General features: G+C 46.7%; 6 protein-coding genes, 3 rRNA genes and 2 pseudogenes. All 11 read left to right on the forward strand.

Annotation, left to right across the window (positions count from 1 at the left end; all coding sequences use genetic code 11):
* Positions 1-7: 7 nt before the first annotated feature.
* Positions 8-1,468: an efflux RND transporter periplasmic adaptor subunit gene (locus tag ACYCSE_RS21375; RefSeq protein WP_459699780.1), complete on the forward strand. Its 1,461-nt coding sequence runs from the start codon at positions 8-10 to the stop codon at positions 1,466-1,468.
* A 6-nt stretch (positions 1,469-1,474) separates the two neighbouring features.
* On the forward strand, positions 1,475-2,194 hold the full coding sequence (locus ACYCSE_RS21380) for an ABC transporter ATP-binding protein (protein ID WP_061832084.1): 720 nt from the start codon (positions 1,475-1,477) through the stop codon (positions 2,192-2,194).
* Positions 2,191-3,402 carry an ABC transporter permease gene (locus ACYCSE_RS21385; protein ID WP_165175377.1) on the forward strand — a complete coding sequence of 404 codons (1,212 nt, stop codon included), beginning with the start codon at positions 2,191-2,193 and terminating at the stop codon, positions 3,400-3,402. The genes ACYCSE_RS21380 and ACYCSE_RS21385 overlap by 4 nt, the downstream gene beginning before the upstream one ends.
* A gap of 236 nt (positions 3,403-3,638) precedes the next feature.
* Positions 3,639-4,253, forward strand: a complete 615-nt coding sequence (locus ACYCSE_RS21390; RefSeq protein WP_223822107.1) for a helix-turn-helix transcriptional regulator — start codon at positions 3,639-3,641, stop codon at positions 4,251-4,253.
* Between the two features lie 13 nt (positions 4,254-4,266).
* The gene (locus tag ACYCSE_RS21395) at positions 4,267-5,070 is read left to right on the forward strand and encodes a pyruvate, water dikinase regulatory protein (RefSeq protein ID WP_039275150.1); all 804 of its coding nucleotides are present in this window, start codon (positions 4,267-4,269) and stop codon (positions 5,068-5,070) included.
* A gap of 147 nt (positions 5,071-5,217) precedes the next feature.
* Complete coding sequence (gene glpX, locus ACYCSE_RS21400) at positions 5,218-6,195, forward strand: class II fructose-bisphosphatase (RefSeq protein WP_013310165.1); 978 nt, start codon at positions 5,218-5,220, stop codon at positions 6,193-6,195.
* Between the two features lie 839 nt (positions 6,196-7,034).
* Positions 7,035-8,590, forward strand: a 16S ribosomal RNA gene (locus tag ACYCSE_RS21405).
* Positions 8,591-9,001: 411 nt separating this feature from the next.
* A 23S ribosomal RNA gene (locus ACYCSE_RS21410) occupies positions 9,002-11,930 on the forward strand.
* A 147-nt stretch (positions 11,931-12,077) separates the two neighbouring features.
* A 5S ribosomal RNA gene (gene rrf, locus ACYCSE_RS21415) occupies positions 12,078-12,194 on the forward strand.
* The 16S, 23S and 5S rRNA genes sit together here, the layout of an rRNA operon.
* 486 nt (positions 12,195-12,680) lie before the next feature.
* Positions 12,681-12,935, forward strand: a pseudogene (locus ACYCSE_RS21420) (zinc ribbon domain-containing protein); the annotation flags it as partial.
* A 986-nt stretch (positions 12,936-13,921) separates the two neighbouring features.
* A pseudogene (locus ACYCSE_RS21425) lies at positions 13,922-14,381 on the forward strand (N-acetyltransferase); the annotation flags it as partial.
* Positions 14,382-15,053 lie beyond the last annotated feature (672 nt).

Genomic DNA, 15,053 nt, shown 5'->3' on the forward strand with positions numbered 1-15,053 from the left:
AACGGCGTTGGCAGAAACGGTTTTAAATGATGCTTTAATCAAGTTACGGAAAAAACGGAGAAAAAAGTGGATATGGACTGCAATTGTTCTACTGGTTGTAGGTGGAGGCGGAGCGGCAGTATATCTGAATCTGCCCAAGGAGCAGGAGGCACCTTTAGTTCAGGATGAGACGCTTAAAGTAGAGCGCGGCGATGTGAGTGAGAAGCTGGACACGTCCGGCACTGTGCAAGCATCCAAGGAAGTGAAGTTAAACTTCACGAGTGCAGGTGATAACAAGCTGGCAGCGGTAAATGTGAAAGCCGGGGACAAGGTGAAAAAAGGACAGGTGCTGGCTCTTCTGGACAGTTCAGAAATTAAAATGCAAATTCAGACTGCGTCTGATACTTTGGAAATATCCAAAGCCAAGCTGGCTGAATTAGAAAAAGGTCCGAAGGCAGAGGATATTGAAATTCAGAAGACAAATGTACTTCGGGCCAAAATGGCTATCGATACAGCGCAAGAATCATTTGAATTGGAAGAAGCCGAAAGTCAGAAGAAAACTTCCCAAAAGCTGTTGGAACAGGCGCGAAAGGCATATGAAGACCAAAAGTTTTTACATGATGCCGGTGCGGTGTCCAACAGTGAATTGGAGCAGGCAGAGCAAGCACTGGATAAAGCACAGACGGACTATGATGGTCTGGATCTGCAGTTCCGCAAAATCATGTCGCAAAAACGTCGCACCATTTCAGAAGCTGAAATCGGATATCGTACGGCAATGGCAGAGCTTCGCAAAATTCAGGTTCCTGCTGATGCATCCAATATTCAAGCCTCACGGATAGAGGTTCGAAGACAGGCGACGGAACTGGAGCAGAAGAAAAATGAATTGAACAAGCTTCAGGTCACAGCACCTTGGGACGGAGTGATCTTGAAGGTGAACGGGGATGTGGGGACTAGTCCGACCGCTCCATTCATTGTCATGAATAACTCGGATTCCAATGATCTTAAGGTAGTTGTAAAGGTAAGTCAGACCGACATTGTCAAAGTAAAGAAGGGTCTTTCAGCCGTGTTGACTACCAATGCCTATCCGGGTGAATCTTTTCCAGGGAAGGTGCAATTCGTCTCACCGGAAGCCTCTACGGATGAAGGGATGACGACGTATCTGATGGAACTGTCTGTCCATGACCCGAAAGGCAAGCTCAAAACGGGCATGATTATGAATGTGGCCGTTATTTTGGGAGTACACAAAAATGTACTGTTTGTACCTGCGACTGCGCTGAGATCCGAAGGGGGACAGGATGGCGTGTATGTTGCCGCCAATAACGCTGCGAATCCAGGGGGGCGCACTTTCAAGCCCGTAGAACTCGGATTTTATACGCCAGATCGAGTCGAACTCAAGTCAGGTGTAAAGGAGGGTGACACGCTTATTGTGCCTGCTCCTGAACCTCCGCCGGACCCTTCCGCTATGGGCGGCATGCAGGGAGGCTTTTAAAAGGGTATGAGATACGTCATTCAGATTGAGGATTTGAAAAAAGTGTACCAGGTCGGAGATCAGGAAATTCATGCCCTGCGAGAGGTACAACTTGATATTGCTGACGGTGATTTTGTTGCGATCATGGGACCGTCTGGATCAGGCAAGTCCACGATGATGAATGTCATCGGCTGTCTGGATTTACCTACATCGGGACAATTTTATTTGGATGGCTATTCGATATTAGATGCCCGCGAGGATGAACTGGCTATTATACGTAATCAGAAAATCGGATTTGTATTTCAAAAATTCCATTTGCTCCCGCGAGCAACGGCTTTGGAGAATGTGGAACTGCCTATGATCTATGCGGGTATTTCTGCCAAGGAGCGTCGTTTGCGGGCAATGGAAGCCCTCACTAGCGTAGGTCTAGGCGATCGGATGAACAATAGGCCGAACGAATTGTCAGGCGGTCAGCAGCAGCGGGTATCCATTGCGCGCGCACTTGTGAACAATCCGGTTATTCTCTTGGCGGATGAACCGACAGGCGCATTGGACTCCAAAACTAGCGTTGAAATCATGGGGATTTTTCAGCGTCTGAATGATCAGGGGAAAACGGTTGTATTGGTTACTCATGATCAGGAGGTTGCGGAATACGCCAAGCGTCTGATTCATTTTCGAGATGGGCGGATTGAAGAGGATCAGCCTGTTGGGAAACGAAGAATGGCGGCAGAGGAAGTGAAGGCATGAAGTTTAAGGAAATTATCCGTGTGTCGCTCAACAGTTTGCGAACCAATATGCTGCGATCTTTGCTGACCATGGTGGGCATTATTATCGGAGTGGCCGCTGTGATTATGATTGTAGCCATCGGTAAAGGATCAACGGCTACGATTACATCTCAGATCAACAGTATGGGAAATAATCTGCTGATGATCTATCCTTATGCTCCATATGATGGGTCCAGCTCCATGTCGTTCAGTCAGACGAAAGGAATATCTCTGGAAGATATCGATGCGCTAGAGCAGCAAAAAGCAGTAGCAGAGGTAGCACCAAGTGCCATGACCAATGCAGATATTACGTGGAGCCGCAATAAGGTCAGCGGGCAAATTGAGGGGACTTCGCTGGCATTTGTTCATGTGAGAAAGCTGTCGCTAGCTCAAGGTAGGTCCTTTACCCACTATGAAGTGGATAAACGAATGAATGTGGCTGTGCTTGGGAGTGATGCGGCCCGTAATATTTTTGGTCCGGATGCCTCCAGAGCGGTCGGTGAGACGATCATGATCAAACAGCTTCCTTTTAAGGTGGTTGGTGTGCTGGCAAATTCCAATTCCAATATGAGTAACAGTGGTCAGCAGGTATATGTACCGATTACAACGGGGATGGAACGGCTAGGCAATATGAGTATTCAGCAGGTGAACGCCTCCGCAACAACAGAGGAGAAGATTAGTCAGGCAAGTGCTGAAATTCGGCAGGTGCTACGTGTCAGACATGAGCTAAAGCCATCAGAGGGTGATGATTTTCAGATTATGACCCAGACGGAAATCTTAAAAACAGTGTCCGGGGTTGATCGGATTATGAATATGTTGCTGGCCGGTGTAGCTGCAATTGCGCTTGGCGTTGGTGGTGTCGGCATTATGAATATTATGCTGGTGTCCGTTACGGAACGCACAAGGGAGATCGGGATTCGCAAAGCGATTGGTGCGCAGCGCAGTGATATTATGTTGCAGTTTGTGGCTGAGGCTGTTTTTCTCAGTCTGATGGGTGGACTGGTCGGCGTAATGGTGGGTCTCGGAGGTGCAAAGCTGCTCGAGAAATTCGTCCAAATGCCGATTGTGTATTCAATAGAACCCGTACTGTACTCTTTTCTGTGCTGTATGGCAGTCGGGGTGTTGTTCGGAGTATATCCGGCGCGGAAGGCGTCGAAGCTACGTCCGATTGATGCTTTAAGATACGAATAAGGGAGCGGGTACTTCGCCTTACTCGAAAGAGCAGGGTGTAAGTACCCGTTTTTTGTGTGTAATAAGTGTTTTAAACGATGAAAAGACATGAATAAACACTTTAGTTTTACATATATGATGTTTTATATGATTTTTAAGGTTGATTTATTGTTATATATGACGTATTATATTCAATATCAGATCGAAAGAAAAAAGGAGGGACGTTCATCATCGACCTTACGGCAAGACAAGTAGAAATTTTAAACATTGTACAAAAGCATGCCCCGATTACCGGGGATCAGATTGCGGAAATGCTTAATCTCAGCAAGGCGACCATTCGGACCGACCTATCCAAATTGGGCATTCTGAATTACATAGATGCAAAGCCCAAGGTCGGATATTTTGTTGGTAAGCGGGGCACGCCAAACCGGGAGGAAAAATTCCGGCTGTTGCAAATGAAGGTCGGCGATCTTCATGGGGTTCCAGTCATCGTCCGTGAAACAACAACGATTCAGGAAGCTGTCGTGGCTCTCTTTTTGGAAAATGTGAGCAATTTGATCGTCACCGATGAAGACGGAGATTTGGCAGGGGTAGCTTCCCGCAAGGATTTGCTTAAGGTAACGTTAGGGAATCCCAATGCAGCAACCATTCCTGTCAGCCTTGTGATGACCCGACAGGCGAATGTTGTCACCGTTTCCCCAGAGGATACGGTATTAGAGGCAGCGCGCAAAATTATTGCCCGTCAAATCGACAGTCTGCCTGTCGTCGTCCCTTCCGACTCCGACAAGCCAGGGGAGCACTGGAAAGTCGTGGGACGCATTACAAAAACGAATATTATTAAAATGTTGCTCGATATGGTAGCAGAGGATTAATGGGAGGAATCGAATGGTTCAGGCGAGCAGTCATTTTATAGCGATCTGTTCAGACTCGATTGGCGAAACGGCAGAAGCTGTCGTACAGGCGACCATGCGCCAATTTGAGTTACCAGACACAGAGATCAAAAGATTTATGAACGTGAGGGATGAAGACGAGCTGAGCCGGGTGATGGAGGAAGTTGCCGAGCGTAAAGGCTTTGTAGCTTATACGCTGGTACAGCCGGAATTGAGAGAGGCGATGAAAGAGGAGGCTGTCCGGCTGAATGTGCGGGCTGTCGACATTATGGGACCGATGATGCAGGCGTTTGCTGATACGTTCCATAACGATCCCAAAGAGAAGCCTGGTCTGCTGCATCGACTGGATGACAACTATTTTCGCCGTGTAGAGGCCTTGGATTTTGCGGTTCAATACGATGATGGCAAAGATGTGAGCGCCATTCTTAAAGCGGATATTGTATTGCTTGGGGTATCCCGTATTTCCAAAACCCCTTTATCCATGTTTCTCGCGCATAAAGGTTATAAAACGGTCAACATACCGGTTGTACCGGAGTTGACACCCCCTGTTCAGTTGAAGGATGTTCAGCGTGGTCGAGTGTTCGGATTAACGATCGAGCCAGAGTTACTGTTAAAAATACGCAGTGAGCGACTAAAGGTTATGGGGCTTCCTAATAATGTGCAGTATGCTACAGCGACGAGGGTGGAAGAGGAAATAGCGTATGCGCAGTCTTTGTTTAAAGAGCTGAATTGTCCGGTTATTGATGTTACAGATAAGGCGATTGAAGAGACGGCAGGTTTGATTATCAGAATGTTATAGAGCCTAGTAGCTGCTCATATAACTAAAAATTAAAATCGTAGGATACAGGAGTTTAATAGATAAATAGAAAGATTGCAGCAAAACTGCCCTAAATAATTCATTTGCTTAAGGGTAACAATTATTTTTAGGAGAGGTGGAGGGATAGGTATGGAGAGTCAAATGGCTTTGGAATTCGTTCGGGTAACAGAGGCAGCGGCACTGCAATCAGCACAATGGACAGGGCGTGGAGATAAGAATAGCGCGGACGAGGCGGCTACGGTAGCCATCCGCACTCATTTTAATGCGGTATCCATGGACGGCACGGTCGTCATTGGCGAAGGCGAAATGGATGAGGCTCCCATGCTGTATATCGGAGAAAGAGTAGGCAATCGTAGAGGACCGGCTATGGACATCGCTGTCGATCCACTAGAGGGAACCGAAACAGTAGCAAATGGTTTGAATAACGCTCTGTCGGTCATTGCTGCTGCACCTCGTGGTAGTCTACTCCACGCTCCAGATATGTACATGCAAAAAATGGCCGTTGGCCCGGCATTGGCTGGAAAGCTGTCACTTGAGGACCCAATCCCAACTACATTGTCAAAAGCTGCACGAGTACTCGGTAAATCCTTGTCTGATCTTACCGTGTCCATTCTGGATCGTACACGGCACGCCGGGATCATCAAGCTTCTGCGGGAAAGCGGCGTTCGAATCAAACTGCTTGGCCATGGGGATGTGATGGGCGCGATTGAAACATGCCTGGATAGCGGTGTAGATTTGCATATCGGTTCTGGTGGCGCTCCTGAGGGTGTATTGGCCGCTGCAGCGCTGAAATGCATGGGCGGAGAAATTCAGGGTCGTCTGCTGCCTCATGGTGAAGAAGAGATTGAGCGTTGCAAACGTATGGGCATTACTGATCCCGGTGCGTTGCTTTCCATGGATGATATGGTCGGTCGCCAAGGCGTGATGTTTGTGGCTACAGGTGTGACACCTGGAGAGTGGTTGCAGGGGGTTCGTTCTCTTCCCGGTCACAGAGCGGAAACTCATTCAGTCGTAATGCACTCGGAAACAAAAACGATTCGCTTCGTGCGGAGTATTCATCATACAGCTGATTCTTCCGGTACGCTTGCGGTAGCGGCATCCTCTTGAACATTAAAGTCATGGCTTCCTAAATCTGTCCCCACAGTAGGCAAAAGGTTCTTCTTAACCTTGCATCGTCCAGAGGTGAACTCAAAGTAGGAGTTGCGTATGCTGTAAACACAATACGGAGCGGAGATTAAGTTTATCGTTTAACAAACGAGGAACGATAGTTCAATAAAACAGCGGTATCTAGGACTCGTCTAAAGATACCGCTGTTTTTCATATTTCGGGATCAATCTAACTGTCATAGAGCAGATGAAGTTATCAACTCTTGGAATACGCATCGAGTAACCTCACTTTCATTGAGTGACGTAAGCATTATTTTTGCCATAACTAATTGACAAAGCAAATCCTTATGTAAAATTAGAATAACACAGATTTAAGTAATACTTCCGCCTATTGGCATTATGAATTATTTTGGTGTTTATCTATAGTTGTCTATTAAAAGGAATTAATTTCAAGTAGAATTAATTTGGTATACGTGTTAAATCACTAGTCTAGCCGATAAAACAAGATCAAAGATTTTTAATAAGTTTGAACAAGCTGGAAATTTTTACAGGTAGACTTAATTGTTTTAAATTGATATATTGTTAGTTCAGCCCGAAAATGATTATTAAAAATATGGGTTGGATGAATCGCCTGGAATTATTTACAGGTTGAATGAATCAGATGAAAATGTTATACTATTATTCTGGCTCAAACAAAGTCGCATGAAAATTTGATCTTTGAAAACTGAACAACGAGTGAGTAAAATGATTTTGCTTGCAAAATCAAACAAGAGATATTTTTATCTCGTCAGTTTCAAAATGAGCTTATCGCTCTTTCTATAAACCAACTTCGGTTGGTCTTTAATGGAGAGTTTGATCCTGGCTCAGGACGAACGCTGGCGGCGTGCCTAATACATGCAAGTCGAGCGGGGTTATGTAGAAGCTTGCTTCTACATAACCTAGCGGCGGACGGGTGAGTAACACGTAGGCAACCTGCCCACAAGACAGGGATAACTACCGGAAACGGTAGCTAATACCCGATACATCCTTTTCCTGCATGGGAGAAGGAGGAAAGACGGAGCAATCTGTCACTTGTGGATGGGCCTGCGGCGCATTAGCTAGTTGGTGGGGTAAAGGCCTACCAAGGCGACGATGCGTAGCCGACCTGAGAGGGTGATCGGCCACACTGGGACTGAGACACGGCCCAGACTCCTACGGGAGGCAGCAGTAGGGAATCTTCCGCAATGGGCGAAAGCCTGACGGAGCAACGCCGCGTGAGTGATGAAGGTTTTCGGATCGTAAAGCTCTGTTGCCAGGGAAGAACGTCTTGTAGAGTAACTGCTACAAGAGTGACGGTACCTGAGAAGAAAGCCCCGGCTAACTACGTGCCAGCAGCCGCGGTAATACGTAGGGGGCAAGCGTTGTCCGGAATTATTGGGCGTAAAGCGCGCGCAGGCGGCTCTTTAAGTCTGGTGTTTAATCCCGAGGCTCAACTTCGGGTCGCACTGGAAACTGGGGAGCTTGAGTGCAGAAGAGGAGAGTGGAATTCCACGTGTAGCGGTGAAATGCGTAGAGATGTGGAGGAACACCAGTGGCGAAGGCGACTCTCTGGGCTGTAACTGACGCTGAGGCGCGAAAGCGTGGGGAGCAAACAGGATTAGATACCCTGGTAGTCCACGCCGTAAACGATGAATGCTAGGTGTTAGGGGTTTCGATACCCTTGGTGCCGAAGTTAACACATTAAGCATTCCGCCTGGGGAGTACGGTCGCAAGACTGAAACTCAAAGGAATTGACGGGGACCCGCACAAGCAGTGGAGTATGTGGTTTAATTCGAAGCAACGCGAAGAACCTTACCAGGTCTTGACATCCCTCTGACCGGTCTAGAGATAGGCCTTTCCTTCGGGACAGAGGAGACAGGTGGTGCATGGTTGTCGTCAGCTCGTGTCGTGAGATGTTGGGTTAAGTCCCGCAACGAGCGCAACCCTTATGCTTAGTTGCCAGCAGGTCAAGCTGGGCACTCTAAGCAGACTGCCGGTGACAAACCGGAGGAAGGTGGGGATGACGTCAAATCATCATGCCCCTTATGACCTGGGCTACACACGTACTACAATGGCCGGTACAACGGGAAGCGAAATCGCGAGGTGGAGCCAATCCTAGAAAAGCCGGTCTCAGTTCGGATTGTAGGCTGCAACTCGCCTACATGAAGTCGGAATTGCTAGTAATCGCGGATCAGCATGCCGCGGTGAATACGTTCCCGGGTCTTGTACACACCGCCCGTCACACCACGAGAGTTTACAACACCCGAAGTCGGTGGGGTAACCCGCAAGGGAGCCAGCCGCCGAAGGTGGGGTAGATGATTGGGGTGAAGTCGTAACAAGGTAGCCGTATCGGAAGGTGCGGCTGGATCACCTCCTTTCTATGGAGAATCGTTTCCTGCAATGGAAACATTCAAATCAGCAGGTACATGTACCTGCGACCGGATATTCAATTCGGTTCATCACGTTCGTGTGAATGAAATGAATATCCTTAACTTACTCACTCGTTGCTCAGTTTTGAGAGTTCAAACTCTCACATAAAATTCCCAAAATATACTTGTATTCAAGTGTTGAGGAATTTGATATGATGTTTTTCCGGGGTTAAAGCTGGAGAGAATATTGCACCTTGAAAACTGGATACCGAAACGAAATTGCGTTTTAGAATATTCCTTTAAGCTGATCTTGTGTAAACAAGTGAAATAAAGGTAGCAGGTAAGGGAAGATATTTTGCTTTTAGCAAAAATCATTCTTTATCGAACATCGACATTTTCTTTCTTTGAAAGAAAAGTCTAGGTTAAGCTACAAAGAGCACACGGAGGATGCCTAGGCGCCAGGAGCCGACGAAGGACGTGGCGAACAACGATAAAGCCTCGGGGAGCTGTAAGCAAGCTTTGATCCGGGGATGTCCGAATGGGGAAACCCGGCTGTCTTCATCGACAGTCACTTTCTGCTGAATACATAGGCAGAATAGAGGCAGACCAGGGGAACTGAAACATCTAAGTACCCTGAGGAAGAGAAAACAATAGTGATTCCGTCAGTAGCGGCGAGCGAACGCGGATTAGCCCAAACCAAGGAGCTTGCTCCTTGGGGTTGTGGGACGTCTCACATGGAGTTACAAAGGAACCGGTTAGATGAAGAGGTCTGGAAAGGCCCGCCAGAGAAGGTAAAAGCCCTGTAGTTCAAAACTTGTTCTCTCCGAGACGGATCCCGAGTAGTGCGGGGCACGTGAAACCCCGTATGAATCCGGCAGGACCATCTGCCAAGGCTAAATACTCCCTGGCGACCGATAGTGAAGCAGTACCGTGAGGGAAAGGTGAAAAGCACCCCGGAAGGGGAGTGAAATAGATCCTGAAACCGTGTGCTTACAAGAAGTCAGAGCCCGATCTATGGGTGATGGCGTGCCTTTTGTAGAATGAACCGGCGAGTTACGTTCCCGTGCAAGGTTAAGGTGAAGAGCTGAAGCCGCAGCGAAAGCGAGTCTGAATAGGGCGAATGAGTACGTGGACGTAGACCCGAAACCGGGTGATCTACCCCTGTCCAGGGTGAAGGTGCGGTAACACGCACTGGAGGCCCGAACCCACGCATGTTGAAAAATGCGGGGATGAGGTGGGGGTAGCGGAGAAATTCCAATCGAACCCGGAGATAGCTGGTTCTCCCCGAAATAGCTTTAGGGCTAGCCTCGGAAAGAAGAATCGTGGAGGTAGAGCACTGATTGGGTGCGGGGCCCGCAAGGGTTACCAAGCTCAGTCAAACTCCGAATGCCATCGATTTAGTTCCGGGAGTCAGACAGTGAGTGCTAAGATCCATTGTCGAAAGGGAAACAGCCCAGACCATCAGCTAAGGTCCCCAAGTGTGTGTTAAGTGGGAAAGGATGTGGAGTTGCACAGACAACCAGGATGTTGGCTTAGAAGCAGCCACCATTGAAAGAGTGCGTAATAGCTCACTGGTCGAGTGACTCTGCGCCGAAAATGTAACGGGGCTAAACACACCACCGAAGCTATGGCTTGATGCTTTGCATCAGGGGTAGGGGAGCGTTGAATGCGGGTTGAAGGTGTACCGTAAGGAGCGCTGGACTGCATTCAAGTGAGAATGCCGGTATGAGTAACGAAAAGATCTGTGAGAATCAGATCCGCCGAAAGCCTAAGGGTTCCTGAGGAAGGTTCGTCCGCTCAGGGTAAGTCGGGACCTAAGGCGAGGCCGATAGGCGTAGTCGAAGGACAACAGGTCGAAATTCCTGTACCACCGTAATCCGTTATGAGCGATGGGGTGACGCAGTAGGGTAGTGACGCGGACTGATGGATGTCCGTCTAAGCAGTGAGGCTGGTGTGTAGGCAAATCCGCACATCGTTAAGGCTGGGCTGTGATGGGGAGCGAAAATTGTAGTAGCGAAGGTCATGATCTCAGACTGCCAAGAAAAGCCTCTAGCCAGGAGAAGGTGCCCGTACCGCAAACCGACACAGGTAGGCGAGAAGAGAATTCTAAGGCGCGCGGAAGAACTCTCGTTAAGGAACTCGGCAAAATGACCCCGTAACTTCGGGAGAAGGGGTGCCTCGGTAGGGTGAATAGCCCGAGGGGGCCGCAGTGAAAAGGCCCAAGCGACTGTTTAGCAAAAACACAGGTCTGTGCGAAGCCGCAAGGCGAAGTATACGGGCTGACGCCTGCCCGGTGCTGGAAGGTTAAGGGGAGTGGTAAGCTCGCAAGAGCGAAGCTATGAACCGAAGCCCCAGTAAACGGCGGCCGTAACTATAACGGTCCTAAGGTAGCGAAATTCCTTGTCAGGTAAATTCTGACCCGCACGAATGGCGTAACGACTTGGGCGCTGTCTCAACGAGAGATCCGGTGAAATTTTAATACCTGTGAAGATGCAGGTTACCCGCGACAAGACGGAAAGACCCCATGGAGCTTTACTGCAGCTTGATATTGAATTTGGGTACGATCTGTACAGGATAGGTGGGAGCCGTAGAACTTTGAGCGCCAGCTTGAAGGGAGGCATCCTTGGGATACCACCCTGATCGTATCTAGGTTCTAACTTGGTACCGTGACCCGGTGCGAGGACAGTGTCAGGTGGGCAGTTTGACTGGGGCGGTCGCCTCCTAAAGAGTAACGGAGGCGCCCCAAGGTTCCCTCAGAATGGTTGGAAATCATTCGAAGAGTGCAAAGGCAGAAGGGAGCTTGACTGCGAGACCTACAAGTCGAGCAGGGACGAAAGTCGGGCTTAGTGATCCGGTGGTACCGCATGGAAGGGCCATCGCTCAACGGATAAAAGCTACCCTGGGGATAACAGGCTTATCTCCCCCAAGAGTCCACATCGACGGGGAGGTTTGGCACCTCGATGTCGGCTCATCGCATCCTGGGGCTGAAGTAGGTCCCAAGGGTTGGGCTGTTCGCCCATTAAAGCGGTACGCGAGCTGGGTTCAGAACGTCGTGAGACAGTTCGGTCCCTATCTGTCGTGGGCGTAGGAAATTTGAGAGGAGCTGTCCTTAGTACGAGAGGACCGGGATGGACGTACCGCTGGTGTACCAGTTGTTCCGCCAGGAGCACCGCTGGGTAGCTATGTACGGAAGGGATAAGCGCTGAAAGCATCTAAGCGTGAAGCCCCCCTCAAGATGAGATTTCCCAGTATGTAAGACCCCTTGAAGACGACGAGGTAGATAGGTTGGGGGTGGAAGTGCAGTAATGCATGGAGCTGACCAATACTAATCGGTCGAGGGCTTATCCTAAAAAATAAAACGCAAATGAGTTTCGGATCCAGTTTTCAGGGTGTAAGTTTTGTATGGTATAGGCTCAAGTGGCTTATATGAAACAAACGAACACACAGCATTTGGTGATGCTGATTCCTGAAAAAGAATTTACGATGTAAATTCATGTTTGGTGGCGATAGCGGAGGGGTTCCACACGTACCCATCCCGAACACGACCGTTAAGCCCTCCAGCGCCGATGGTACTTGGACCGCAGGGTCCTGGGAGAGTAGGACGTCGCCAAGCACGATAAAAGAGAGCACAGCCTTAATGGGCTGTGCTCTCTTTTATCTTCTCGGAATTAGATATTTAAACAGTTTAAAAATAGGATATGGAAACTAAGAAGGAATAACATAGAAGTAACCTAGTCCTGACGAAGAGTAGGCTTGATGGATGACGTAGTTCTTACATTGAAATAACAAAAACGGAACATGTATTAAAAATGCTTCGGCCATACCCTGCTGGATTAATGAACTCGTATCCCGTTTTCTAAAGCTGTAGGGAATGTTCGCCATACAGACGCAAGTTTAATTGAAGAAATTCCTCTTAACTCAAAGTGAACTGTTAGCCTAAAGAGTGCTATTATATGTATGAGCATGGATATGTACTACGTCCATATGAAATAAAAGTAATCATAACAGAATGCTGGATTATTATGCTTGTTCCTGAAGATATGTCTCTGAAAGGTTTTAAGATATTTATTTTATGGGTGCTAACAAGGACAAAGTGAGAAATCAGCTTGCTAAAGCGACGATAAGTGAAGTATCTTGGAGCTTGTTCCGTTCGATGCTTGAGTACAGGGCGAACTGGTAAGGACGTGATCTGATTATTGCACCCAAAGCTAGTAGACAATTATGCTCATGTTGCGGTTACAAAAATGCAGACGTGAAGAATCTTGGCTTGCGTGAATGGACTTGTCCCAGCTGTAATGTACATCATGATCGGGACGTGAACGCTGCCAATAATCTACTGAAACTCGCATTGTAATTGCATCTATTGGGTTAGAGACTAACCTGTAAACTTGGAGTGGCGTGTAGTTCACTAAGTCATTAGATGAACAAATATAATTTTAAAGATAAACTTGAACAAATGAAATGCCGCATATAGTGTAAAGTAACCCGCTGTATTAAGGATTCAGTTCGGTTTCTAAGGATAAAAATTACTTTGCATGTTGCTATTTATGAGCAAATTTATTTGCTCCGACTACGCGGATGAGACACTCGCGCGTACCCGCTTGGGGGCTCTTACGGGTGGTGAATAATTCCATTCCTATCTCGCAGGGAGATGATCTCTGCCGTTGCCACTATTATGTTAATAACGTGAATCGGCCTTGATTATTCAAGGCCGATTCTTTAGTTTAGGGGAAATGTTATGTACTTATCTGTTCATGAACTCATAGATTTAGAAGAGCTTCCTTCAGAAGAGCAATTGACGCTGCAGACCATTGCACAATATTAAGGAACACCTTTGTAACTTAATTTTTCATTATAAAATTCGTCATAAAAAGTGTGCCATCAGGTTGCATTTTAGAACTTTTGATCTTCCTCATTTACTTTGCATACATAAAATAAAAACTGGGTCTTCATATCGTGGAAAAAAAGGGTTTCCAAAATTAAGACAAGGAACACTGACTTTAGAAATGCTGAAAAAAGCCAACTTAGGCGAATATGAGAGAACCATTTATCGTATATTACATTTCCCATTTCTTCATAAATTACTACATCAACCCAGCTTTATTATTTTTAATCCTCAGTTAGCCCAAAGCATGATTGATGCTAAGTTTATGTTGTATAACATTTATAGTGGCAGATACATTCATTTGGGTATAAAGAAAGAAGATAATTCGGCTTTTACGTTCCTGTTACTTTTTTGAGAGCGTAAAACCCCTTATCAAGGTGACTGTTGTTAAAATTGATGACATAGATATTGATTTTACCTGAACATTCAGATAACTTAGTGCAGACGAACAGTATGTGACCTACGAAGCGTACGAAATGATCCGGCAGTTGGGACTCCAGTGGCCTGCCACTCAGGCAGACGTTGCTCTCATTCGGGAGAACATTAAACACAATGATTGCTAAGTACTGGGAATTAACGGGGTTATTCAGGCTACTGTCAGCCATTTGAAAAATAAGGCCCTTGATTTTATAATCGACTTGCCGTTTGTGATGTGGTTCGCTGTAGACCCGGCTGCACAGGGCAAGGGTACGGGAGAAAACGAATTGGATAGAACACACGATTATTCGTGATCAGTTGGGTGCCCCTACGGTGACACTAGCGACAGCGGAGAAGCATCCATATCTGCTATCCATGTACGAGCGTTGGGAATATGAACGTATCTATGCTTTTGATCACGGAACAGGGGATGGGACGATGCATTTACTGCGTAAAGTGGTGAATCCTGAATTATTTGATACCTACATTCGTGAACGGCTAACCATAAATAGACCCGATCACCAAGAACGGACGAAGCAGATTCGTTCGCCGAAAGGGGTTTGGATAAAGCCACGAACTTTCACGAAAAGGACATCCGCAGCTTCGTGTGGAACGACTGCAACGCATTACAATTTGGTTTGTCAAGCACCAGATATAGCACAAATTCCGTTTCTTACACTTACTACACAGAGATTTTTACAAAAATTCATTAAAAATTACAAACAATGCCTGATTTTAGACAAAAAAGGGCATGGTTTGTGTGTATAATATATTTATACATTATATCGACATACTTTAATTTACTTTTATGTTTATATTGAAATAAAACCATTCATATATCGCATTTTTTTCTTATTAAAGGAATTTAAAAATATATTGACATTTTTCGAGTCCATATCTATTATATAAATAAAATATTTCTCATTTAATACTTACATCTAAAAACATCCTGTATAACCCCAACAATTTCTCATCACATTCATCTATGATGCTGAATTTTAGGTTCCAAGCCTGAAATTCTAGTATACCTCAAGGTTTTTACACTTCCAAGTCTACTCACACACCTGACTTTTGATCACAATCACACCACGAACGAAACCCTATTACCAATTCACTGCCATATGTCGATTACTGTTTTTTGGCAATCGAGTTCGTTGTTTTTTACTGTAT

This window comes from Paenibacillus sp. SEL1 (assembly GCF_054602535.1).

What these genes read in the sequence shown, in the direction of transcription:
- ACYCSE_RS21385 (WP_165175377.1), top strand. Translation starts at nt 2,191, where the DNA reads ATGAAGTTTAAGGAAATTATCCGTGTGTCGCTCAACAGTTTGCGAACC.
- ACYCSE_RS21380 (WP_061832084.1), top strand. Translation starts at nt 1,475, where the DNA reads ATGAGATACGTCATTCAGATTGAGGATTTGAAAAAAGTGTACCAGGTC.
- ACYCSE_RS21395 (WP_039275150.1), top strand. Translation starts at nt 4,267, where the DNA reads ATGGTTCAGGCGAGCAGTCATTTTATAGCGATCTGTTCAGACTCGATT.
- glpX (WP_013310165.1), top strand. Translation starts at nt 5,218, where the DNA reads ATGGAGAGTCAAATGGCTTTGGAATTCGTTCGGGTAACAGAGGCAGCG.